This is a genomic window from Arthrobacter sp. 260 (assembly GCF_013116745.1).
GTDB lineage: Bacteria > Actinomycetota > Actinomycetes > Actinomycetales > Micrococcaceae > Arthrobacter_D.
Genome location: NZ_JABFOE010000001.1, coordinates 210,245 through 232,982, shown reverse-complemented (window position 1 = coordinate 232,982; position 22,738 = coordinate 210,245). Strand labels below are relative to the sequence as shown.

Here is a 22,738-nt window from a genome sequence, read left to right as displayed (position 1 = left end):
GTCATATCTTGATAAGTAACCCCTGACCCGCAAGTACCTACGCGATCTTGAGTTCTTCTTAGCCGGCAGGATTCACTCGAATCCCCGGCCTGCAGTTGTAAGCCCGCGATCGGCTTCCACTGGACGCCATGCGCCTGTTCCTCCGGGCTGACCACACGTCAGCCACCCGTCGAGTTCAAGCAGCCGCACGGCCTAAATGAACGGTATTTAATTGAACACTGATGACACCCAGGTGCAAGACACCCACCATCTCCAGGCTGACAACAGCGACGACGAAATCTTCGTCGAGGAGACCCTTGTAACCACTGATGAGCCTCACAAGGAGGCCGAGGAGACGTTCGCGGACTTCAACGTCCGCGCCGACATTGTGGAATCTCTCGCCGACGCCGGGATTATCCACCCCTTCCCCATCCAGGCCATGACCCTGTCCATCGCTCTCGGCGGGCATGACATCATCGGCCAGGCCAAGACCGGTACCGGCAAAACCCTCGGCTTTGGTATCCCCGCACTCCAGCGCGTGGTGGCCCCCAAGGACGACGGCTACGACCGCCTCCCCGTGCCCGGCGCTCCCCAGGCCCTGATCGTGGTCCCCACCCGCGAGCTCGCCGTCCAGGTTGCCGGCGACCTCACCACCGCTGCCAAGAAGCGGCACGCACGGATTGTGACCATCTACGGCGGACGGGCCTACGAGCCGCAGATCGAGGCGTTGAAGAACGGTACCGAGATTGTGGTCGGTACCCCCGGCCGCCTGATCGACCTGTACCGACAGAAGCTGCTCTCCCTCGCCAACGTGAAACTGGTGGTGTTGGATGAGGCCGACGAGATGCTCGACCTCGGGTTCCTTCCTGATGTCGAAACCCTGATCGCCGGCACTCCCGCGGTCCGCCAGACCATGCTGTTCTCCGCCACCATGCCTGGCCCAGTGGTCGCGATGGCCCGGCGCTACATGACGCAGCCCACCCACATCCGGGCCGCGGACCCCGAGGACGAGGGCATCACCAAGAAGGACATCCGCCAGGTCATCTACCGGGCGCACAACCTAGACAAGGCTGAGGTAGTGTCAAGGATCCTGCAGTCCCGCGGACGCGGACGAACCATCATCTTCACCAAGACCAAGCGCACCGCAGCGAAGCTTTCGGAGGAACTGATCGACCGCGGGTTCGCTGCCGGAGCAATCCACGGCGACCTCGGCCAGGGCGCCCGCGAGCAGGCACTTCGTGCCTTCCGCGGTGACAAGATCGACGTCCTGGTCGCTACCGAGGTGGCAGCCCGGGGTATCGACGTGGAGGACATCACCCACGTCATCAACTACCAGTGCCCCGAGGACGAAAAAGCGTACCTGCACCGGGTTGGCCGCACCGGCCGCGCGGGCAAAAAGGGCACCGCGGTCACCTTCGTGGACTGGGACGACATGCCCCGCTGGGGCCTGATCAACAAGGCCCTGGGCCTGGCTGCCGCCGAGCCAGTAGAAACCTACTCCTCGTCCCCGCACCTTTACGAGGAACTCGACATCCCCGAGGGCACCAAGGGCAGGCTCCCCCGCAACAAGAGGACCCTCGCCGGCATCAACGCCGAGACGCTCGAGGATCTTGGCGAAACCGGCAAGAAGCACCGCGCCGGTGCTGATGCGCAGGGCTCCGCCCGGGGACGCGGCTCGGAACGTTCGGGTGGCGGCGACCGCTCACGCGGCGGGGACCGCTCGCGTTCCACCGACCAGCGCGGTGCGCAGAAGTCCGGGGATGCCCCGGGCAGCAGCCGTCGTCGTCGGTCGAGTGGATCCAGCGGATCCAGCGGATCCAGCGAGGATTCAGGACAGGCACGACAGGCAGCAACTTCCGCGCCCGCCGGTGACAGCGCGCCTGCCGCCGACCGTCCCCGTCGGAGCCGTTCGAGGACCCGTAGCCGCAACGGTGAGGTAGTCAACAAACCCGCCGCCGGAACCGAGGGCTAAGCACTCAGTGGCCGTTCCCGGGACGGCGCCCCTGTGGCGCCCGGACGGCAGCAATCTGGTGGTGCACGCCGACAACGCGAGCTACCTTCCCACGCTGCCGGACAGGTCCTTCACCATGATCTACGTTGACCCGCCCTTCAACACAGGGCGGGCTCAACGGCGCCAGCAGACCTCGATGGTGCGCAACCTTGACGGAACCGGGGACCGCGTCGGTTTCAAGGGACACAGCTACTCGACCGTCAAGGGCATGCTCGCCAGCTATGACGACGCCTTCGAGGACTACTGGGAGTTCCTTGCGCCACGCCTTGCTGAGGCGTGGCGGCTCCTCACCGACGACGGCACCCTGTATGTACACCTGGACTATCGGGAAGTGCACTACGTCAAGGTGATGCTCGATGCGCTCTTCGGCCGGGAGAGTTTCCTGAACGAGATCATCTGGGCCTACGACTACGGTGCCCGAGCCAAGAGCCGGTGGCCCGCCAAACACGACAACATCCTGGTCTACGTCAAGGACCCGGCGAATTACTACTTCGACAGCAGCGGGGTGGACCGGGAGCCGTACATGGCCCCGGGACTGGTCACGCCCGAGAAGGCGGCGCTCGGCAAGCTCCCCACCGACGTGTGGTGGCACACCATCGTCTCCCCCACGGGCCGGGAAAAGACCGGCTACCCCACGCAGAAACCCGAGGGCCTCCTCCGCCGTGCTGTCACGGCCAGCAGCCGCGAAGGCGACTGGGTTCTTGACTTCTTCGCGGGGTCCGGGACGTTGGGCGCAGTGGCAGCGAAACTGGGCCGCCGCTTTGTCTGCGTGGACCAGAACCCCCAGGCGATCGAAGTGATGAGCTCACGGCTCGGCCAATACTGTGAGCCTTCCACCCCGGCAGCACCGGACCGGGCCTAGAAGATCCAGTTCACCCGGAGGGGGTCAGCGGACGACGACGGACCCGGTGGCGAGCGCCTCAATTTGCTCGAGCACCGCAGCCGAGGTCAGGTTCTCGCCCAACCGGTTGGGCTTCCCCTCCCCGTGGTAGTCACTGGATCCGGTCGCGAGCAACCCGTGCCGGGCGGCGATGCGCCGGAGCTCCTGGCGTCCGGGCTCCGGGTTGTCACGGTGCTCAATCTCCAGCCCCTGCAGACCGGCGTCGATCATCTGGCCGACGACGTCGTCGCCCACCACCCGTCCGCGCGCCGAGGCCACCGGATGGGCGAAGACCGCCACCCCTCCCGCCTGGCGGATCAGCTCGACGGCCCGAGCGGGGTGCGGGGCGTAGTGGCCCACCCAGTAGGGCGAGGCGGCGGTGAGGATGTGCTTGAAGGCCTCACTACGGTCGGACACGATTCCCAGCGTCACCAGCGAATCAGCAATGTGGGGACGGCCGACCGTTGCGCCTTCGGCAATGTGCTCCTGCACGTCCGCCCAGGTGATGGGATAGTCGGCGCCGAGGCGTTCAACCATGCGCTCCGCCCTCGACAACCGGGCATCCCTGGACCGCTGGATCTCCTCCACCAGGGGCGCATGCAGGGGATTGTGAAGATAGGAGAGCACATGGACACTGATGCCCGTGTCGGTGCGGCAGGAGACCTCCATCCCGGGGATCAAAGCAACCCCTTCCCGCTGCGCCGCCTCCGCGGCTGGGCCCCAACCAGCTGTCGAGTCGTGGTCGGTCAGTGCTATGACGTCGAGTCCGGCGTCCCGGGCCGCCCTGATCAGCACGGCTGGGCTTTCGGTGCCGTCCGAGACGGTCGAGTGGGTGTGTAGGTCGATTCTCACCCACCCAATCTACGCCCGCGCCGACGCACCGGTGGACAACTGTTTGGTTGCCTCCGGTACCGGTGGGATCATAGGGGGGTGAGTACTGCAGAGAACAACACCCTGTCCCAGACCGCCGCGACGCCCCCCACCCCAGAGGAGCAGCCCCTCGCCGCCCGGAACGAGAACCGTTCCCAGCGGCCGGATTCGGATGCTTTCAAGGCCTTCATGGCCCAACAGTGGGCGACGAAGCCCACCGAGCTGCCCGCCGAGGCGGAGGTGGCGCCCTACGCAGCGAAGCGTCGCCGGGCCATCTCCGACAAGTTCCCCGGCGAGCGAATCGTGATCCCTGCCGGGCCCTTCAAGGTGCGCTCCAATGACACCGACTACCGTTTCCGTCCACATTCAGGATTCGCCCACCTGACCGGTTTCGGACTCGACCACGAGCCGGACGCCGTGCTGATCATGGAACCCACCGAGGCTGGCCAGGGCGACGACGGTGGCCAACACCACGCCACCCTGTACTTCAAGGAGCTTGCCGGGCACGACAACCCGGAGTTCTACGCCAACGCGCGGTACGGCGAGTTCTGGATCGGCTCCCGTCTGTCCCACGCCCAGGTCAGGGCACTTCTGTCGATTGAGACAGCGGACCTGGCCGAGCTGGAGGTCGCGATCACCAAGGACGCGGGAGTGCCCGAGGTCGGCGGCATGCGGATCCGGTTGCTGCGCGAGGTGGACCTCAACGCCGACGCACTGGTCGACACGTCCCGGATCAACACCGGCGTCGACCTGGAAAAGTCCGACGAGCTGGACAGCAAACTTGCCGAGGCACTCTCCGAGCTCAGGCTCCTGAAGGACTCGTGGGAGGTCGAGCAGATGAAGATTGCCGTCGCCGCGACCGTCAACGGGTTCCACGAAGTGGTCAAGGAACTCCCCCGCGCCATCACCCACCCCCGCGGTGAGCGTGTGGTCGAAGGTGCCTTCTTCGCCCGGGCACGCGAGGAAGGCAACGATCTGGGATACGACACCATCGCAGCGTCCGGCAACAACGCGACGGTGCTCCACTGGATCAGGAACAACGGGCAGGTCCACGCCGGTGACCTGTTGCTCCTGGACGCCGGCGTCGAAGCCGACAGCCTGTACACCGCCGACATCACCCGCACCCTCCCGGTGAACGGCAAGTACTCGGACATCCAGCGGAAGATCTACCAGGCTGTGCTCGACGCGGCCGACGCCGGATTCGCCGCCGCCCAGCCGGGCCGCAAGTTCCGTGACGTGCACCAGGCATCAATCAGCGTCCTGGCTGAACGCCTCGACGCCTGGGGCCTGCTCCCGGTGTCCCTCGAAGTGGCACTGTCCCAGGACGGCCAGCACCACCGGCGCTGGATGCCCCACGGCACCAGCCATCACCTCGGCATGGATGTGCACGACTGCGCACAGGCCAAGCGTGAGCTCTACCTGGATGGGGTCCTCACCGAGGGCATGGTGTTCACCATCGAGCCGGGCCTGTATTTCAAGGACGAGGACCTGTCAGTACCCGAGGAGTTCCGCGGCATCGGTGTACGGATCGAAGATGACATCCTGATGACCGCCGAAGGCCCCGTAAACCTGAGCGCGGCGCTGCCCCGCGAGGCTGACGACGTCGAGGCCTGGATGGCGGGCATCTACAGCCCCACCGGCGAGTAATCCGATGACCGCCCAGCCGTCAGCGTCGTTGCCTGCGCCATCACCTGCAGAGCTGACGGCCCTGGCGGCCGGTCATGGTCTCGATCTGGATCCGGAGAGCCTGCGCTTCAACGAGGCAGGGCTCGACTACCGCGTGGTGTTCGCCACCGCGCTCGACGGCGAACCGTGGGTGCTGCGGCTGCCCCGCCGCCCCGACGTCTCGGCGAAGCTCGCTGAGGAAGCCCTGATCCTCAACTTCCTCAAACCCCGCCTCGACGTGGGCGTCCCCGACTGGCGCATCAAGGCCGCTGACCTCATTGCCTACCCGCTGCTTCCTGGAACCCCTGGCCTCACGCTCGACGACGCTGGTCAGCCAGTGTGGCATTTCGACACCTCGTCAGAGCACTATGCAACCTCACTGGGCCAGCTGATCGCCGCCCTGCACTCCGTGGACGTGGGCGATGCTGCCGCAGCCGGGGTCAACGTCCGGACATCGGCCGGCGTGCGTGACAAGTGGCGGGCGGACATCGCCCTCGCGAAGGAACACTTCACGGTGGCCGACTCGCTCCTGACCCGGTGGTCCCGCTGGCTCGACGTCGACTCACTGTGGCCGGATCGCACCGTCCTGACCCACGGTGAACTGTATCCGGCACACCTGTTGCTGGGACCCGATGACGGCATCCTCTCAGTACTCGACTGGACGACGGCGGCTGTGGGCGACCCAGCCCTGGATTTCATGTTCCAGCAGGTCAGCGCGCCACCCGAGGCGTTCATGAGGACCGTTGACGCCTACCGGGACATTACCGGCTGGGACGAGCCGCGGCTTGCCGACCGGTGTGCCGCGTTGATGGCCGCAGCTCCCGTCGGCTACGCGACCTTCGCCCTGGAGACCGGGGACCCCGGTCATTTAGCGGCAGCGTCCGCCCTCCTGGCCGGCGGACCAGGCGACTGAGTCCCGCTTCCCGCGTGACGCGGCCTGTACTTGCAGCTGCCCGCCCGGGTCCCCGTGGGGACGTCCGGGGACGTTACTGCTTCGGATCCTGTTCGGCGTTCTCCCTGGGTTCCTGCGTGCCGGTTGTCTCCGGAGCTTGCCCGTTGTCCGGCTGGGTCACCCGCACCCCGTACTGGGGGCGGCCGTCCGGGAGGTCGGCGAACTGTCCGCGCCGGGGACCTGACTCCGGGGTCGGGTCACCGGTGGCACTCTGCGGACCGCCTGGCTGCGCAGCGGCAGGCTGGCTGTCGCGGGGCGGCTGCGCCAGCGGATCCTGCCAAGCGGCCGGCGGCGTCGGCTGCTGAGGCGGCTGGCCACCGCCTGCGGGGGGCTGCCAGCCCTGCGGGGCATTGCCGGGATGCTGGGACTGCCCGTTCATGGGCAGTTGCTGCAGCATGCGACGTGCCTCGCCCGCCGCATCCGGTTCGACGATGACATCGTAGCTGGTCGCGATGACCTGGCTGGTGGAGGTGAAGTCCCGCTTGCCCCGCTGGAACGCATACGTGATCACGCCGAACAACATCCAGAACACTGCGCCGAGCGCCATCGAGGTAATGATCGGCAGGTACGCGCCGCCGTCGCCGAACAGGGTGAGGATCAGGCCTACGAAGAAGCCAAACCAGGCACCGGTCGCCGCGCTGGCGAGGGCCACCCGTGGGTAGCTGAGCCGCCCGGTGACCCGCTCGACTGTTTTCAGGTCGCTGCCAATGATCGAGACCTTCTGGACCGGGAACTTGCTGTCGGCAAGGTAGTCCACTGCCTTCTGGGCATCCAGGTAGGCACTGTACCGCCCGACGGTCTCGCCTTTGGGCAGGATGCGGCTTTCATCCCGTGACGCCGTTCGTCCAAGCACGTTTGACATGGTCCCATTCTTGCCCACTTTGACCGTGCTGTGGGTTCGTATCGCTCGCAGTGAACTAGCCCCCGCCGGCTCCCAACCGAATAACGCAGAACACGGTGTTCCGAAGTAGCCTAGGCAGGTGAGTACTAACCCGACCCGTGTCTTCGTGGCGCGCCTGCTTGGCCTCGACGTGTTTGACCCCCTGGGTGACCGTCTGGGCCGGCTTCGCGACGCCGTCGTCCTGGATCCCGGACCGAACGCCGCCCCGCAGGCGGTGGGCCTGGTGGTTGAGGTTCCTGGCAAACGGCGCGTCTTCGTGCCGATGACCCGGGTCACCTCTATTGACTCCACCCAGATTATTTGTACCGGGTTGGTCAACCTGCGCCGCTTCGAGCAGCGGGGCGCCGAGATGCTGGTCGTCGGTGAGCTGTTTGACCGACGGGTCACCCTCCGTGACGGCAGCGGAGAAGCGACCATCGAGGACATTGCCATCGAGATGGACCGTGCCGGCGACTGGCACGTGTCCCAGATGTTCATCAGGCGCGGGGCTGGGTCATCGCCCCTACGCGGTCTCCGACGCGGCGAGCGCCTGATCGTCGACTGGATGGATGCCTACCACGGCGGCACTGCAGAGCCCCAGGGTGCTTCCCAGTTCGTTGCGCAGCATGAGGACCTGAAACCCGCCGACTTCGCCGACGCACTCCACGAGATGAGCGACAAGCGGCGCACCGAGATTGCAGGCGCGCTGCAGGACGACCGGCTTGCGGACATCCTCCAGGAGCTGCCCGACGACGACCAGGTGCAGATCATCTCGTCCCTGAACCGCGAGCGCGCCGCCGACGTCCTTGAGGAAATGGACCCGGACGACGCAGCCGACCTGCTGAATGAGCTCCCCGAGGCCCAGAAGGAAGACCTGCTGGCGCTGATGGAACCCGAGGACGCCGAGGACGTCCGGCGGCTGCTCCAATATGAGGAGGACACCGCAGGCTCCATGATGACGACGGTGCCGGTCATTCTCCCGCCGGAGGCGACGGTGGCGGAAGCGCTGGCCCATGTCCGCCGGGAGGAACTCACTCCCGCTCTGGCGTCGTCGATCTTCGTCTGCCGGCCGCCCCTGGAGACGCCGACCGGACGGTACCTGGGCGTCGTCCACATCCAGCAGTTGCTGCGGTTCCCGCCACCCGAGCAGCTGGGCAACATCGTGGATACCGATCTGGAACCCGTCGGCGACCAGGCCAACATCAGTGAAGTGGCGCGCATCCTTGCCACCTACAACCTCAACTCCCTCCCCGTAGTCAACAAGGAGGGCCGGCTGGTCGGGGCGGTCACCGTGGACGACGTCCTCGACCATCTCCTGCCCGACGACTGGCGGGCCGCAAACGACTATCCCGGGCTGACGAAGGGAGCAACCAATGGCTGAGCGAATCAAGACCACTGCGACGGGGCTCGACACCCCCCGTGAGAGCCGGACCCGCTGGCTCCCCCGCTTGCGCCCGAACCCGGACCGGTTCGGCAGCGCCACCGAGAACTTTGCCCGGTTCATGGGGACCCCCCAGTTCCTGTTCTACATGACGGTGTTTGTTGCGGTCTGGCTGGCCTGGAACTCGTGGGCACCCGGCGGACTGCGTTTCGACAGCGCCGCTATCGGTTTCACCCTGCTGACCCTGATGCTCTCCCTCCAGGCGTCCTACGCTGCTCCGCTACTGCTGCTCGCCCAGAACCGGCAGGACGACCGCGACCGGGTGTCACTCCGCCAGGACCGCCAGCGCGCCGAACGCAACCTCTCCGACACCGAATACCTGACCCGCGAGATCGCCGAACTCCGCATCGCCATCCGCGAGGTTGCCACCCGCGACTACGTGAGGTCGGAGCTCCGCTCGGTGCTCGAGGAAATCCTCGACACCGATGACAAGGACACCGCGCTGCACAAGAAGGCCCGGCGCAGGAGCGGTGAGCAGACGGCGTCCCTGCCGAAGCTTCAGCCCAACCGGACAGACCGGACGTGATGGGTCCTTTAGTCACACCGCTGGAGGACATTGAAGCAGCCCTGGCGACCGTGATCGATCCCGAACTTCGCAAACCCATCACTGAACTCGGGATGGTGGCTGGCACCGCGTTCGACGACGGTGTGGTCACCGTCGACGTCCTTCTCACCATTGCGGGCTGTCCGCTCCGGGGCACGATCACCCGGGACGTTGAGGCAGCAGTGGGCGGCCTGCCAGGGGTTTCGGCAGTGGAGGTCCGACTCGGAGTGATGACCCAGGAGCAGCGGAACCAACTCAAGGAACAGCTCAAGGGGCCCGGCGACCGGAAGGGTATCCCCTTCAACGAGCCCTCGTCCCTTACCCGGATCTATGCGGTGGCCAGCGGGAAAGGCGGCGTCGGAAAGTCCAGTGTCACGGTCAACCTTGCGGTGGCGATGGCGGCGCAGGGGTTGCGGGTGGGGATTGTCGACGCCGACGTGTACGGCTTCTCTGTGCCCTCGCTGATGGGAATCACCCAGGCGCCCACCCGGGTGGATGAGATGATCCTGCCCCCTGTGGCGATGGACGTCAAAGTCATCTCCATCGGTATGTTCATCAGCGGCAACCAGCCGGTGGCGTGGCGTGGACCAATGCTGCACCGGGCTCTGGAGCAGTTCCTCGGCGACGTGCATTTCGGTGACCTGGATGTCCTGTTCCTGGATCTGCCTCCCGGCACGGGAGACATCGCGATCTCTGTCGCACAGCTCCTTCCCTCCTCGGAGATCCTGGTGGTCACCACGCCGCAGACAGCCGCAGCGGACGTGGCGGAGCGGGCCGGTACCATCGCCGCCCAGACTGGTCAGAAAGTCTCAGGAGTCATCGAGAACATGTCCTGGCTTGAACTTCCTGGCGGGGAGCGGATGGAACTGTTCGGCACGGGCGGCGGCCAGGCTCTCGCGGGGCGCCTCACCGAAGCGATGGGGTACCCGGTGCCGCTGCTGGGCAGTGTTCCTCTGGAGGTTGCGTTGAGGGAGGGCGGCGACAGCGGGCATCCCATTGTTGCGGGCGCCAGCGACTCGGCGGCCGCGCGGGAACTGCGCGATATCGCCGGAGCCCTTGCACGCCGTCCTCGCGGGCTCGGCGATCTGCGGCTGAAGGTCACTCCCACTTAGGCGGTGCGGACGGCGCCGGGCGGCCTAGGTGGCTTCCAGATCAAACGGAGCTGGCTCGCCGGCCGCTAGATGGGGCGAACTGGCTACTGACGACATCGGCCGGGAGCGCGTCGATCCGGCCGGGGCCACCGCTCCACCCGTGGCCGACGCGGGGGCGCCCGGCGCAGCGGCACCCGGGGCACCGCCGCTGACTGGTTTGAACGCTTCCTGCACGTCGTCGAGCAGGGCTTCCTTGATGATCCTGCGAGGGTCGTACTGGCGGGGGTCAAGCTTGCGCCAGTCCACTTCGTCAAGTTCCGGACCCACCTCGTCGCGGAGCTGTTCCCGTGCGCCAGTGGCCATCCGTCGAAGGTCTTTGACGAGCCGCCCCAGCTGACCTGCATACTCGGGGAGGCGTTCGGGTCCGAGCACCATGACGGCGATCACCGCTAGCAGCAGAAACTCGAGCCCGTTGATTCCAAACACGGAAGAAGACTACCTTTCTGCGGCGGCAGGAGCTATTTGGCTCACTGCCCCGAGGATGGCTGGGCCAGCTTGTTGAGGCCCCGAAGGATCCGGCTCAGCGGATCGTGAGAGGTCGGCTTGGTGGGCGCAAGCTGCGAGTGTTCGGCCAGCACCAGCTGGTTGACGGCCGCAGGCATTTCGGCGGCGGGCAGACTGGAAATCACCGTATAGGTCACCGACCGGGAGTCGAGCACCACCTGCCAGGAGTGGCCAGGGTGCACCCAGAGCTGGCGCTGCATTCCACCAATACGTTCGAAGCCGTCAGCGGTGACTGAATTTCCGGTGACGGCGTTGATGGGCGGGGAGGCCTCGGGCTGACGACCACTGCCCAGTTTCCGCTGTTCGTAGATGGTCACCGAATCGGCCCCGTCCTCAAGCACCATCATCAGTGCGGGGCGGCCGGCAACGGTAATCGCTTCGGCGCTGGAGACCGTGAATCCCATCATCTCCAGGTCCGGGCAGTACCAGCCGCCACCCCTGAGTTCCTCGAGTTCGCTGGCATCCAGCAGGGAGGGTGTTTCGGGTGCAACCGACTCCCAGCCCGCCATCAGCGCACCATTTCGTCCAGTGTCGGCGAGGACGTCGTCCTCCGACTCAGCACCGAGCGCGTAGGCACCCGTGAGGGTTGCCAGTGCCACCACGGCGAGGCCGCCGGTGACGGCCATGGGTGTGCGGTGACGCGCCGCAAACCCGCTCACCCTGCGGGCCCCCTCGCTGTGGTGCCCGACGGCGTCGGTCAGGTCCACCGGAGTGTAGGCAGGTTCGTGGTGGGCCGTCGCCATGATCCTTCCCACCAGATCGGCGTCGGGCCGCGGGATCTCGGAGTTCTGGAGCCTGTCCCGGACACCACGATGCGCCTGCACGATCTCCCGGCAGGGGCCGCAGCGAGCAAGATGGTTCTCGACCGCCCGGCGGCGGCCAGAAGGCAACTCCCCGTCGACGAAGTCAGCTAGATGTCGCTTCGGATGTCGCATGGCCGCTAACGGGCACCTGCGATCCGGGGCATCTTCATCCGCGGGCCCTTCGCGGCAGTCAGGGCCGGATCCCGGTGGGCGAGCTTTTCCCGCAGCATCGTGCGGCCACGGTGAATCCGGGAGCGCACGGTGCCGAGTTTGACGCCGAGCGCCTCCGCGACCTCGTTGTAGGCAAGACCCTCAAGGTCGCAGAGAACCACTGCGGCACGGAAATCGGGGGGAAGCTCTTCCAGTGCGGCCTGCACGTCGATGTCAAGGTTGTTGAACTCGAAGCTGCGTTCGGGGCCGGGATGTGAACTCGGAAGCCTGCTCTCGGCCTCCTCGGTGAGCCCGTCGAACCTGATCCTGCTCTTGCGGCGGGCCTGGTCGAGGAACAGGTTGGTGGTGATGCGGTGGAGCCAGCCGTCGAGGGTGCCCGGCTTGAAATTGGCGAGTGACCGGAAGACCCGGACAAACACTTCCTGAGTGAGATCCTCGGCGTCGAACTTGTTGCCCGTCAGCCGGTAGGCCAGACGGTAAACCTTCGGCGAGTGGACAGTCACTACCTCTTCCCAGGACGGCGCCACCCAAGCGGCTTCCGGCTCGGGGGCTCCATCGGCAACGGTCGAATCGGCCACCGTCGTTTGCGAAGTGGACATCAACCTCTCCTCCCAGTGTGGGACGGCTGCTGCCGTCTCCTAGGGTATTCGCGGCCGATGAAGGACCGGATGCCCGGGCTTGAATATTGCCCTATCAAGCTGGGAGATCGCTGAAAAACTATGCCGGACGCCCTGCTGGCGGTTCGGGCGCGGACCAGGACACTCTGCGCGGCCGTCGCCCAGTAGGGCCACGGGCCGGCACCCAGTACGCTGGTAAGGAGAACTTATCCCCGCCGCAGGGCAACCCGGCGGCTGGACGTCGAAGTGCACACAACCTGAGCGAGAAGACAGCGGTATACATATGAGCGCGGACAAACAGAGCAGCTGGTCCTACACCGAGGGACTCCCCGATGAGGACGACGTGCTCCTGCGGGCGCGGGACCGGTCCTACGAGCTCGGGGTCACCCCGGTCACCACCGGTGTTGCCGCGGCCCTGACCGTTCTGGCTGCAACGTCGAAGGCGCAGACGGTTGTGGAGATTGGCGCGGGAGCGGGAGTCTCGGGAGTGTGCATCCTGAGGGGTCTGGGTCCGCAGGCGGTTCTGACCACGATTGACTCCGACGTCGACCATCTGCGGGCGGCCAGGGAAGCCTACGCCGAGGCTGGTGTGCCGGGAAACCGGACCCGCACCATCTCGGGCAGGGCAGCCGATGTGCTGCCACGTCTGACCGACGCCGCGTATGATCTCGTCTTTATCGACGCCGACAAGGCCGGTCTCCCGCTCTACGTGAACCAGGCCATTCGCCTGCTCAAGCCCGGCGGCATGCTGATGCTCAACGATGCGCTGGATCAGGACCGGGTAGCGGATCCCGCAATCCGGGACGAGTCAACGAACGTCACGCGCCAGGTAGGCCGGACCATTCGCGACCACGATCAGTTGGTCACAGCACTGCTTCCGACCGGCCACGGTCTGTTGCTCGCCGTCAAGATGCCAGCCAGCCGCTAAAACCAGGGCGGCCGGTCACACCTATCGGGTGATGCGGCCGCCGTCCGGTACGGTCGCCCCCCGGCGACCGGATTGTATTCGGTAATTACTCGGTGACGGTGAGGAGACAGTCCTTGAGCTTTCCGGCTTCCTCCGCGTTGAGCTCGACTACGAGACGCCCACCACCATCGATGGGGACCCGCATAATCAGGCTGCGTCCCTCTTTGGTGACTTCCATCGGCCCATCGCCGGTCCGCGGTTTCATCGCAGCCATAAGGAGTATCCCTTCACAAGTGCGCGCCCGGGATCCCCGGCCGCCCGTCAACGAAAATTAACTTCACGTACACGGCGGCATGCTGGCCCCCGCGCATTGATCCACCTTCATTATCCAACACGTAAGCCGACTGGGCGAATCGCGGTGCGTCGTGGGTCACATCGAACCCCGTACCCAACAGCGGTGCAGATGGTCATTGACATACCCCGTCGCCTGGAGCATCGCGTACCCCGTGGTAGGACCCACGAACCTGAATCCCCGGGCCTTCAGCGCCTTCGCCAAAGCCACCGATTCCGGGACCACCGCAGGAACATCGGCCAAGGTGTCAGGCGCCGGCCGGGGAGCCGGACGGCGCAGTTCCAGCAGCATGCCCAGAGACTCCCCTGACGGTAGCTGCTGGAGCGCGCGAGCGTTTGCGATAGTGGCGAGAATCTTCGCCCGGTTGCGGACAATCCCCGAGTCCTGCATCAGACGTTCGACGTCGGCGTCGTCAAACCCGGCCACCGCTGACGGCTGGAAGTTGCTGAACGCTGCCCGGAAGGCTTCACGCTTGCGCAGGATCGTGAGCCAGCTCAGGCCCGACTGGAAAGCTTCAAGACTGAGCCGTTCGAAAAGCGCCGCATCGCCTTGGACGGGGCGGCCCCATTCCTCGTCGTGGTATCTGCGGTAGTCAGGTGTGGAATCCGCCCAGTCGCACCGGATCAGTCCGTCCTCACCGCGGACACCGCCGCTCACGGGTGATCCTGGCGTGTCTGGCGAAGCTCGGCAATCGTCGCGTCGCGCTCCTCCAGCGCTGCGGCCAGTCGATCAAGGACCTCATCGACCTGGTCCATCCGGTATCCACGCAGGGCGGGAGCGAACCGGATTGCTCCCACGTCGGCGGCATCCGGCTCGTCGGGCAACAGCACCGCCGGCAGGGATGGGGTGGGCTCGACCAACCCGGCGAAGCCGACGTCGGGAGTGGTGTCCTGTCCCCCGGAGCGGCGCCCACCCACCAGCGCGAAAGCCACCGCGCCGAGTACTGCTATCGCGACCAGGACAAGGAAGATGCTCACCGTTCTACGATACCCACCCCATCATCGGCGACGGCGACGGCGTCCCGTCAGGGGGAGACATGGGATGCGGTGTCGGCGCGCACCAACCGGACCGCCTCGGCTGGGTCGTCCACCAGATGCACCAGGTCCAGGTCCTTGGCGGAGATCATCCCGTTCGCCAGCAGGCTGCCGCGGACCCAATCCCACAGGGGTGTCCAGAATTCGGTGCCGATCAGGACGATCGGAAAGGAGGTGACCTTCTGGGTCTGGACCAGGGTCATCGCCTCAAAGAGTTCATCGAGGGTACCGAAGCCACCGGGCAGCACAATAAAGCCCTGGGCGTACTTAACGAACATGGTCTTGCGGGCGAAGAAGTACCTGAAGTTGACGCCCAGGTCCACCCACTCGTTCATCCCCTGCTCGAACGGAAGCTCGATACCCAGACCCACCGACATGCCGCCCGCCTCGCAGGCACCCTTGTTGGCTGCTTCCATGGCGCCCGGTCCGCCACCGGTGATCACTGCATAGCCCGCCTCCACCAGCCGGCGACCTACTTCCTCGCCTATTGCATAGAACGGGGAATCCCGTGGGGTGCGGGCGGATCCGAATACGCTGATCGCCGGGCCCAGCTCCGCGAGCGTGCCGAACCCTTCAACGAACTCGCTCTGGATGCGCAGCACCCGCCACGGATCCGTCTTGGTGAAGTGGTTGCCACTCCCGGAGTCGAGCAGGTACCGGTCGGATTGGGGTGTCCGGGTCTGGTCACGGCGCAACTCGACCTGCCCGCGGCGCCGGGTCGGCGTGTGTGCTGCAGTCGTCGGTACTGGATCCTGGGTGAACTCGTTGGAAGGCATCTTTTGAGCCTATCGGGCCACCGCAACCCCTCGCGGTCTTGGTTGCTCTTGAGTCACGATTTCGACATTCGGTACCAAGGTGTCTTGCCAGCAGGCAATCCTTCGCTACATTCATCACTATGACCAGTGATTTCGAAGCAAACTCGTCCGCGTCCGCTGCACCATCGGCGCAGACGCCGCTTGTACTGCTGAAGAACGTCAACAAGCACTTCGGCGAACTGCACGTGCTGCAAGACATCAACCTCGAGGTTGCCCGCGGGGAGGTGGTGGTGGTCATCGGCCCATCAGGTTCCGGAAAGTCGACCCTGTGCCGCGCCATCAACCGGCTGGAAACCATCGACGACGGCGAAATCCGTATCGATGGTGTCGAACTGCCCGCAGAAGGAAAGGCACTGGCGAAGCTCCGTGCCGACGTCGGGATGGTGTTCCAGTCCTTCAACCTGTTTGCCCATAAATCCATCCTCGAGAACGTCACCCTCGGCCCCATCAAGGTCAAGGGCATGAAGAGCGGCCCAGCCAAAGAGCTGGCCATGTCCCTGCTGAAGCGGGTTGGCGTTGACAACCAGGCCCAGAAACTGCCGGCCCAGCTCTCCGGCGGCCAGCAACAGCGTGTCGCCATCGCCCGGGCGCTTGCCATGCAGCCCAAGGTGATGTTGTTCGACGAACCGACCTCCGCACTCGACCCCGAGATGATCAACGAAGTGCTCGACGCCATGGTCACCCTGGCCAAGGAGGGCATGACCATGATCGTGGTGACCCACGAGATGGGCTTCGCCCGCAAAGCCGCCGATCGGGTGATCTTCATGGCCGACGGCCAGATCGTTGAGGAAGCTACTCCCGAAGAGTTCTTCACCAACCCCCAGAGCCCCCGTGCCAAGGACTTCCTCGGCAAGATCCTCGCGCACTAGCTGCCACCGCACGGAACAATTTTCATCAAAATAGACGAACGCAAGGAGAAATCATGCGCAAGCACCGTTATGCAGTAGCCGCCATGGCTGCTGCAGCCGCACTCACCCTTTCCGCCTGTGGCGGAGGGGACGAGGGCAGTGACGACACCGGTTCGGAAGCCGCTTCCGACAGCATCCGCATCGGCATCAAGTTCGACCAGCCGGGCCTTGGCTTCGACGAGGGCGGCGAGTACACCGGCTTCGACGTCGACGTTGCCAAGTACGTGGCAACCGAGCTTGGCTACTCCGAGGACCAGATCGAATGGGTCGAGGCTCCCTCAGCCAACCGCGAAAACCTGCTCTCCACCGAAGAGGTGGACATGATCTTCGCGACCTACTCCATCACCGATGAGCGCAAGGAAACCGTCGACTTCGCCGGACCCTACTTCGTAGCCGGCCAGGACCTCCTGGTCCGCGCCGATGACGAGGAAATCACCGGACCTGAGTCGCTGACCGACAAGAACCTCTGCTCAGTTGCCGGTTCCACCTCGGCCGCACGCATCAACGAAGAGTTCGGTGCCGACGCCAACCTGGTGGAGCAGCCCGGCTACGCCGAGTGTGTCTCGCTGATGGGCGGCGGCCAGATCGACGCCGTCACCACCGATGACATCATCCTGGCCGGCCTCGCCGCCCAGGAAGCCAACGCCGGTCAGTTCAAGGTGGTGGGCAACCCGTTCTCCGAGGAGAACTACGGAGTTGGCCTCACCAAGGGCAGCGACCTGTGTGAAGACATCAACGCCGCCATCGTCAAGATGATCGACGAGGGTGCCTGGGAAGAGGCCATCATGGCCAACACCGAGGGTGCTGACTACTCGTACAACGAGGAACTGAACCCACCAGAACCTGACGCCTGCGCCTAGGCTCCAACCGTTTAATGCCTTGGTGGGGCGGCCTGGCGGCTGCCCCACCAAGGCATTTCACCACCACGGAAGAGGTGAACCATGGATAATTTCCTATCGCTCTTTGAGACGTACGACGTCGCTGGAGCGTTCTGGGTCAATATCCAGCTGACGTTTTGGGCCGCAATTTGGTCATTCATCCTGGGAACCATCCTCGCGCTCATGCGCATTTCACCGATCGCCAGTCTCCAGTGGTTCGGTGCCGCGTATGTGAATATCTTCCGGAACACTCCGCTGACGGTGATCATCGCCTTCGGCATCCTTGGACTCTGGGGGCAGCTGAACGTTGTCCTCGCCGAAGATTTCCAGCTGAACTTTCTGCGCCTCGCCATCCTGGGGCTGAGCATCTACCACGCCGCTTTCGTCTGTGAGGCGATCCGCAGCGGCGTGAACACCGTCCCGCTTGGCCAGGCCGAAGCAGCCCGCGCGATCGGGCTCAGCTTCCTCCCGGCCGCACGCCTGGTGATCCTCCCGCAGGCGCTCCGCGGCGCCGTTGCCCCGCTGGGCAACGTCCTGATCGCCCTCACCAAGAATTCGACGGTCGCCTTCGCGGGATCCGTCGTCGAGTCATCCAACCTGATGAAGCAGATGATCGAGTTCCAGGGCGACCTGGTGATCCCCATCTTCTTCGTCTTCGCCATGGGCTTCGTGATTATCGTGGTCCCCATTGGCCTGTTGACTACCTGGTTGTCAAGAAAACTGGCGGTGGCACGATGAGCGCACAACAAGTCCTGTTCGACGCGCCAGGCCCCAAGGGCAAGCGCCGCATCTTCATCGGCAACATCGCCGGTGTTCTGCTGGTGGCTGGTCTGTTGGCTTACGTAGTGGTTGCGCTGGCCGGTCAGGGGCAGTTTGCCGCCGCCAAATGGACACCCTTCCTTGAAGGCCGCACCTGGGAGTTCTTCATACTCCCAGGCCTGCTCAGCACGCTGAAAGCCGCAGCAGTGGCCGTGGTGACGTCGATCGTGTTCGGTCTGGTGTTCGGTATCGGACGGCTGTCCCACATCGCGCCCATCCGCTGGTTCGCTGGGCTGGTCGTCGAGTTCCTGCGGGCCGTCCCAGTGCTGCTGATGATGATTTTCCTTTGGCTGGCCCTCGCAGAGGTGCCGTTCATCACCGATCCCATCTTCGTGGCTGTCGTCACGGCCCTGACCTTGTACAACGGGTCGGTGATTGCCGAACTGGTCCGCTCGGGTGTACACGGCCTTCCCAAAGGCCAGCGCGAAGCGGGGATGGCTATCGGCATGACGCCGGGCAAATCCCTGCGGAGCATCGAGATCCCACAGGCTCTGGTGGCAATGCTTCCAGCAATGGTCAGCCAGTTCGTGGTCATCCTCAAGGACTCGGCGCTGGGCTACATCATCGGCTACGCCGAGCTGCTGCAGTACTCACGCCGCCTCGGCGTGGGTGAAGGTAACCTGCTGCAGTCCCTGCTGATTGCCGCGTTCATCTTCATCCTGATCAACTTCATCCTGTCATCGGTAGCCAACAAGCTTTCCACGCTGCTGAGCTTCAGGACGGGACGCAAGGTGAAGAAGACCGCTGACACGGAGCTGGCCAGCGCCGCCCCCGTGCCCTGATCGTCTATGGCGCTGATCGTCTAGGGAGCTGATCGTCAGCGACGTTTAGCGCTAAGCAAAAGAGTGCGGCTACACCCTGGGGTGTAGCCGCACTCTTTCGTGTAGGGGGTTCTAACCCAGCCAGGTCCGCAGTGCGGTAAGGCACTGCCTGATCTCGTCGGCGCTCACGTGCTCGTTGTCGGAGTGGGCCAGTAGCGGGTCGCCGGGTCCAAAATTCACTGCAGGGATTCCCAGTTCGCTGAACCGCGCGACGTCGGTCCAACCGTACTTCGGCTTGGGCTCGGCTCCCACTGCTGCGACGAAGTCGGCGGCCGCAGGGTGGTTCAAACCGGGACGCGCGCCGGCTGCCGCATCCGTGCGTTCAATGTCGTAGCCCGCCAGCACGGCCCTGACGTACGCCTCGGCGTCGTCGGGTGACTTGTTGGGCGCAAACCGGTAGTTGACCTCGATCACCGTACGGTCAGGAATCACGTTCCCTGCGGTACCGCCCTTGATCATCACGGCGTTGAGGCTTTCGCGGTAAGCCAGGCCGTCGACGTCGACGGTCAATGGCTCGTGGTCCCGCAGCCGGGCAAGGATGTCGGCCGCAGCATGGATTGCGTTCTCCCCCATCCAGGCACGGGCGGAGTGCGCGGCCCGGCCGGTAGTGGTCACGTTGAAACGGGCAGTTCCGTTGCACCCGCCCTCAACGGTGCCGTCGGTGGGTTCCAGCAAGACCGCGAAGTCGGCAGTCAACCAGTCAGGGAACCGTTCGACCAACCGGCCCAGCCCACTGAGTGAGGCTTCCACTTCCTCGTGGTCGTAGAACACATAGGTAATGTCGCGGGCCGGGTTGGTCAGCTCGGCGGCCAGGGCCAGCTGGACCGCTACTCCACCCTTCATATCGGTTGCGCCCCGGCCGTAGAGGACCTCCCCGTCCCAGGTGCTCGGCACGGTGCCGCGGGAACCCGGCACGGTCGGCAGGGGGACGGTATCCAGGTGGCCCGCGAGGATCACCCGTTCAGCCCGGCCCAGCGAGGTCCGGGCGATGATGGAATCGCCGTCGCGCACCACTTCCAGATGGGGGTATCCCTGCAGGGCGGTCTCGACGGCGTCGGCAAGGGTCAGCTCGTTTCCCGACACGCTCTCGATGTCCAGCAGCGAGGCGGTCAGGAGGGCAACATCGGTGGTCAGATCAAGGGCGGGAGGAAGGTGTGCGGTCATTGATCCAGCCTATCGCTCGGTAGACTTGAGGCCATGACTGAACGAGCCACAGCCCCCGCCCCAGCCCATTCTGGCCCCCGCTCAGCCCACGGACTTGGCCTGGCGACCCTCACCGCCGACCGCACCGTCCTCGACGTGTGGTTCCCCCGCCCGGAGCTTGGCGGCCCTACCCAGGAGGATCTGAGGGATTCCCTCACGGCCTTGGCCGGCGCCGATGACCTCCGCGGCACCCGCCAGGAGGTCGTCCAGGTGCAGAGTGATCTGGACGCCCCGCCAGCCGACGCCGCCGACGCCTACCTGCGCCTCCACCTGCTGTCCCATCGGCTCGCCGCCCCCAACTCGATCAACCTCGACGGGCTGTTCGGGCTCCTGTCCAACGTGGTGTGGACCAACTTCGGGCCCTGCCCCGTGAAAGACTTCGACACCACCCGACTGCGCTTGCGCTCCCGCGGCGCCGTAGTGGTCTACGGGGTGGACAAGTTCCCCCGGATGGTCGACTACGTGGTGCCCACCGGCGTGCGCATTGCCGACGCCGACCGGGTTCGCCTGGGTGCCCATCTCGCCGATGGAACCACTGTGATGCACGAGGGATTCGTCAACTTCAACGCCGGCACCCTCGGACACTCAATGGTCGAGGGTCGTATCTCCGCTGGCGTGGTGGTTGGCGACGGTTCGGACATCGGTGGTGGGGCATCCATCATGGGCACCCTCTCCGGCGGCGGCAAGGAACGCGTCTCCATCGGGGAACGGTGCCTCCTCGGCGCGCAGGCCGGCATCGGGATCTCCCTGGGCGACGACTGCGTCGTCGAAGCCGGCCTGTACATCACGGCTGGCACCAAGGTGACCCTGCCGGATGCGCGCGTGGTCAAGGCGTCCGAGCTCTCCGGCGAGTCGCACCTCCTGTTCCTCCGCAACTCGGCCACCGGCGTCGTTGAGGCCCGTCCCCGCAGCGGCCACGGCGTCGCGTTGAACTCAGTGCTGCACGCCAACTAGGTAGCCGTGGCGTACACGAAGGCCGAGGCACGTCGACGCCGCCGCCGGAAGACGGCGATCGTCCTCGTCATCCTGCTGGCGGTGCTGACGGGCGGGATCTACCTCGCGGTCAGCCAGGTGAACTCCTCCGAGGTCCTGGTGCGGGAACGGTGCACCGCCGTCGTCGGAAATGACACGTACGAGCTGGGTCTTGAACAGGCGCAGAACGCTTCCCTGATCGTTGCGGTGGCGGTGGCGCGGGGCCTCCCCGCGCGCGCTGCGTCGATTGCGCTGGCCACCGCCGTCCAGGAGTCGGGGCTGCGCAACCTCGACTACGGGGACGAGGCCGGACCCGACTCACGTGGCCTCTTCCAGCAGCGCCCCTCCCAGGGGTGGGGCACCGACGACCAGGTGCAGGATCCGCTCTACGCTGCCGGCGCGTTCTACGACGCACTGGTGGACATCCCGGGGTACGAGTCGCTGCCCATCACTGAGGCTGCGCAGGCGGTGCAGCGCAGTGCGCTCCCTGACGCCTACGCCGACCATGAGGCGGAGGGCCGGGCGTTCGCTTCAGCCCTTACTGGCAACTCCCCCGCGTCCCTGAACTGTGTACTGCGCGGGGCCGACGAGGTGGGGGACCCCGAATCGGTCCAGGCTGCGGCTGCGACGGCCTTCGGATCAATCGGCTCGACAGTGGTGGATGACCGATCGCTCATTCTCGAAGCCACCGGCGCCACGGGCTGGGCGGCGGCACAGTGGGCGGTAGCCAACGCGAAGGCGCTGCACATCGAGTCAGTGGCCTTCGGAGGCCTCGAATGGACCCGTGCCGGGCACGGGTGGACCGCCGTCGAGACGACCACCGGGCAGATCCGCGTCCTCCTCGCCGCCGACGACGCCGAGCAGCCCTAGCCGCGCTTCAGCGTGGGCCCGGGCGCTAGGCGAGCAGCTCAACCACTGGTCGCACGTAGCTGCTGAAGGTTGGCGGGTCAGCGGCGAGGTCCTGGCTCATCAGCAAGGTGCCGGGCTCCACGAACCAGGCCCGCGCCTCGCTGAGCGGAAGTTCCACCACCTGCAAAGTGAACGGCAGCGCATCTCTGCCCAGTTCAAGCTCGCGCTCCTGAACCAACTGTTCGAACGGGTCCCGCTGCCGGGATCTGCCCCGGCGACGGGCCAGGGCGGCGTACTCGATGCGCCGCTCGCGAGCCCAGTCGAGGCCCGCCCCATAGTGGGCCTGCGCCAGAAGCTGCAACGCAGGCAGCGAATCGAGTTCGGGGAACTGTGGGGCGGTCGCCTCGGCGTTGAAGCAGTCCCCCACCAGCTGATGCCACCAGGTTTCCCACTCGATCCGCAGGACCGTGAGCCCTCCCGCCGCGTGTACCAGATGACTCGGGTCCACCCGGCGCACCGGAGGGATCACCGGGGGCAATAAGGGGCTTCCCGCTGCCTCCAACCCGGCACAGTCGCGCAGGTACAGGGAGAACAGCAGCACCGGCGAGGAATCAGCAACGATCTGCCACCCGGGCCCACCGGTGGACATCATCAGCACAACCTTTCCCGGCGAGCCTGCCCGGTACCCGGTCGTGGGCTCGGCCCGCTGACT

25 protein-coding genes are annotated in these 22,738 nt (G+C 65.6%); 14 read left to right on the top strand and 11 right to left on the bottom strand.

The features are described 5' to 3' along the window. Positions 1-232 precede the first annotated feature (232 nt). Together HMI57_RS01105 and HMI57_RS01100 are read left to right on the top strand one after the other, a co-directional pair. Positions 233-1,951, top strand: a complete 1,719-nt coding sequence (locus tag HMI57_RS01105; protein WP_171584312.1) for a DEAD/DEAH box helicase — start codon at positions 233-235, stop codon at positions 1,949-1,951. Positions 1,952-1,958: 7 nt separating this feature from the next. Then, on the top strand, positions 1,959-2,852 hold the full coding sequence (locus HMI57_RS01100; protein WP_171584056.1) for a DNA methyltransferase: 894 nt from the start codon (positions 1,959-1,961) through the stop codon (positions 2,850-2,852). Positions 2,853-2,876: 24 nt separating this feature from the next. Here the strand turns inward: HMI57_RS01100 and HMI57_RS01095 are convergent, their stop codons facing one another. Next, positions 2,877-3,722, bottom strand: coding sequence for a PHP domain-containing protein (locus tag HMI57_RS01095; protein WP_171584055.1), 846 nt, complete (start codon positions 3,720-3,722; stop codon positions 2,877-2,879). Between the two features lie 78 nt (positions 3,723-3,800). Here HMI57_RS01095 and HMI57_RS01090 point away from each other — a divergent pair, with 78 nt between their 5' ends. Further along, on the top strand, positions 3,801-5,387 hold the full coding sequence (locus HMI57_RS01090; protein WP_346655106.1) for an aminopeptidase P family protein: 1,587 nt from the start codon (positions 3,801-3,803) through the stop codon (positions 5,385-5,387). A gap of 4 nt (positions 5,388-5,391) precedes the next feature. After that, a complete protein-coding gene (locus HMI57_RS01085; RefSeq protein WP_171584054.1) occupies positions 5,392-6,318 on the top strand; it encodes a macrolide 2'-phosphotransferase in 927 nt (308 codons plus the stop codon). A gap of 73 nt (positions 6,319-6,391) precedes the next feature. Here the strand turns inward: HMI57_RS01085 and HMI57_RS01080 are convergent, their stop codons facing one another. Further along, complete coding sequence (locus HMI57_RS01080) at positions 6,392-7,219, bottom strand: general stress protein (protein WP_216607032.1); 828 nt, start codon at positions 7,217-7,219, stop codon at positions 6,392-6,394. A gap of 118 nt (positions 7,220-7,337) precedes the next feature. Here HMI57_RS01080 and HMI57_RS01075 point away from each other — a divergent pair, with 118 nt between their 5' ends. Genes HMI57_RS01075 through HMI57_RS01065 form a run of 3 tightly spaced genes read left to right on the top strand, consistent with a single transcriptional unit; the run spans position 7,338 to position 10,334 of the window. After that, positions 7,338-8,618, top strand: a complete 1,281-nt coding sequence (locus tag HMI57_RS01075) for a CBS domain-containing protein (RefSeq protein ID WP_171584053.1) — start codon at positions 7,338-7,340, stop codon at positions 8,616-8,618. Continuing rightward, positions 8,611-9,204 (top strand): DUF1003 domain-containing protein, encoded by a 594-nt coding sequence (locus tag HMI57_RS01070; protein ID WP_171584052.1) that lies wholly within the window; start codon positions 8,611-8,613, stop codon positions 9,202-9,204. Before HMI57_RS01075 ends, HMI57_RS01070 begins: the two co-directional genes overlap by 8 nt. Continuing rightward, positions 9,204-10,334, top strand: a complete 1,131-nt coding sequence (locus HMI57_RS01065; RefSeq protein ID WP_171584051.1) for an Mrp/NBP35 family ATP-binding protein — start codon at positions 9,204-9,206, stop codon at positions 10,332-10,334. Before HMI57_RS01070 ends, HMI57_RS01065 begins: the two co-directional genes overlap by 1 nt. A 24-nt stretch (positions 10,335-10,358) precedes the next feature. Here the strand turns inward: HMI57_RS01065 and HMI57_RS01060 are convergent, their stop codons facing one another. Genes HMI57_RS01060 through sigE form a run of 3 tightly spaced genes read right to left on the bottom strand, consistent with a single transcriptional unit; the run spans position 10,359 to position 12,450 of the window. Then, positions 10,359-10,799 (bottom strand): twin-arginine translocase TatA/TatE family subunit, encoded by a 441-nt coding sequence (locus HMI57_RS01060; protein ID WP_171584050.1) that lies wholly within the window; start codon positions 10,797-10,799, stop codon positions 10,359-10,361. A gap of 41 nt (positions 10,800-10,840) precedes the next feature. Continuing rightward, a complete protein-coding gene (locus HMI57_RS01055; RefSeq protein WP_171584049.1) occupies positions 10,841-11,812 on the bottom strand; it encodes a zf-HC2 domain-containing protein in 972 nt (323 codons plus the stop codon). A gap of 5 nt (positions 11,813-11,817) precedes the next feature. Next, a complete protein-coding gene (gene sigE, locus HMI57_RS01050; RefSeq protein WP_171584048.1) occupies positions 11,818-12,450 on the bottom strand; it encodes an RNA polymerase sigma factor SigE in 633 nt (210 codons plus the stop codon). A gap of 301 nt (positions 12,451-12,751) precedes the next feature. Between sigE and HMI57_RS01045 the strand changes: the two genes are divergently transcribed. After that, complete coding sequence (locus HMI57_RS01045; RefSeq protein WP_171584047.1) at positions 12,752-13,396, top strand: class I SAM-dependent methyltransferase; 645 nt, start codon at positions 12,752-12,754, stop codon at positions 13,394-13,396. An 85-nt stretch (positions 13,397-13,481) separates the two neighbouring features. Here HMI57_RS01045 and HMI57_RS01040 read toward each other — a convergent pair whose 3' ends face one another. The 4 genes from HMI57_RS01040 to HMI57_RS01025 form a co-directional block, all read right to left on the bottom strand. Next, entirely contained in the window at positions 13,482-13,649 is a 168-nt protein-coding gene (locus HMI57_RS01040; protein WP_167993928.1) for a DUF3117 domain-containing protein, read from the bottom strand. Positions 13,650-13,805: 156 nt separating this feature from the next. Continuing rightward, positions 13,806-14,384 carry a DNA-3-methyladenine glycosylase I gene (locus tag HMI57_RS01035; RefSeq protein WP_171584046.1) on the bottom strand — a complete coding sequence of 193 codons (579 nt, stop codon included), beginning with the start codon at positions 14,382-14,384 and terminating at the stop codon, positions 13,806-13,808. After that, a complete protein-coding gene (locus HMI57_RS01030) occupies positions 14,381-14,704 on the bottom strand; it encodes a DivIVA domain-containing protein (RefSeq protein ID WP_171584045.1) in 324 nt (107 codons plus the stop codon). Before HMI57_RS01030 ends, HMI57_RS01035 begins: the two co-directional genes overlap by 4 nt. Before the next feature lie 47 nt (positions 14,705-14,751). After that, complete coding sequence (locus tag HMI57_RS01025) at positions 14,752-15,537, bottom strand: TIGR00730 family Rossman fold protein (protein ID WP_171584044.1); 786 nt, start codon at positions 15,535-15,537, stop codon at positions 14,752-14,754. A 119-nt stretch (positions 15,538-15,656) separates the two neighbouring features. Here HMI57_RS01025 and HMI57_RS01020 point away from each other — a divergent pair, with 119 nt between their 5' ends. The 4 genes from HMI57_RS01020 (at position 15,657) to HMI57_RS01005 (ending at position 18,963) form a co-directional block, all read left to right on the top strand. Further along, the gene (locus HMI57_RS01020) at positions 15,657-16,445 is read left to right on the top strand and encodes an amino acid ABC transporter ATP-binding protein (RefSeq protein ID WP_171584043.1); all 789 of its coding nucleotides are present in this window, start codon (positions 15,657-15,659) and stop codon (positions 16,443-16,445) included. Between the two features lie 53 nt (positions 16,446-16,498). Then, on the top strand, positions 16,499-17,344 hold the full coding sequence (locus HMI57_RS01015) for a glutamate ABC transporter substrate-binding protein (protein WP_171584042.1): 846 nt from the start codon (positions 16,499-16,501) through the stop codon (positions 17,342-17,344). An 81-nt stretch (positions 17,345-17,425) separates the two neighbouring features. Continuing rightward, positions 17,426-18,100, top strand: coding sequence for an amino acid ABC transporter permease (locus HMI57_RS01010; protein WP_171584041.1), 675 nt, complete (start codon positions 17,426-17,428; stop codon positions 18,098-18,100). Continuing rightward, on the top strand, positions 18,097-18,963 hold the full coding sequence (locus tag HMI57_RS01005; RefSeq protein WP_171584040.1) for an amino acid ABC transporter permease: 867 nt from the start codon (positions 18,097-18,099) through the stop codon (positions 18,961-18,963). Before HMI57_RS01010 ends, HMI57_RS01005 begins: the two co-directional genes overlap by 4 nt. Positions 18,964-19,074: 111 nt before the next feature. Here HMI57_RS01005 and dapE read toward each other — a convergent pair whose 3' ends face one another. Continuing rightward, a complete protein-coding gene (gene dapE / locus HMI57_RS01000; RefSeq protein WP_171584039.1) occupies positions 19,075-20,166 on the bottom strand; it encodes a succinyl-diaminopimelate desuccinylase in 1,092 nt (363 codons plus the stop codon). 33 nt (positions 20,167-20,199) lie between these two features. Here dapE and dapD point away from each other — a divergent pair, with 33 nt between their 5' ends. Beyond that, positions 20,200-21,159, top strand: coding sequence for a 2,3,4,5-tetrahydropyridine-2,6-dicarboxylate N-succinyltransferase (gene dapD, locus HMI57_RS00995; protein WP_171584038.1), 960 nt, complete (start codon positions 20,200-20,202; stop codon positions 21,157-21,159). A 6-nt stretch (positions 21,160-21,165) separates the two neighbouring features. Then, positions 21,166-22,047, top strand: a complete 882-nt coding sequence (locus HMI57_RS00990) for a hypothetical protein (RefSeq protein WP_171584037.1) — start codon at positions 21,166-21,168, stop codon at positions 22,045-22,047. 25 nt (positions 22,048-22,072) lie between these two features. Here the strand turns inward: HMI57_RS00990 and HMI57_RS00985 are convergent, their stop codons facing one another. Further along, positions 22,073-22,678, bottom strand: coding sequence for a hypothetical protein (locus tag HMI57_RS00985; protein ID WP_171584036.1), 606 nt, complete (start codon positions 22,676-22,678; stop codon positions 22,073-22,075). Positions 22,679-22,738 lie beyond the last annotated feature (60 nt).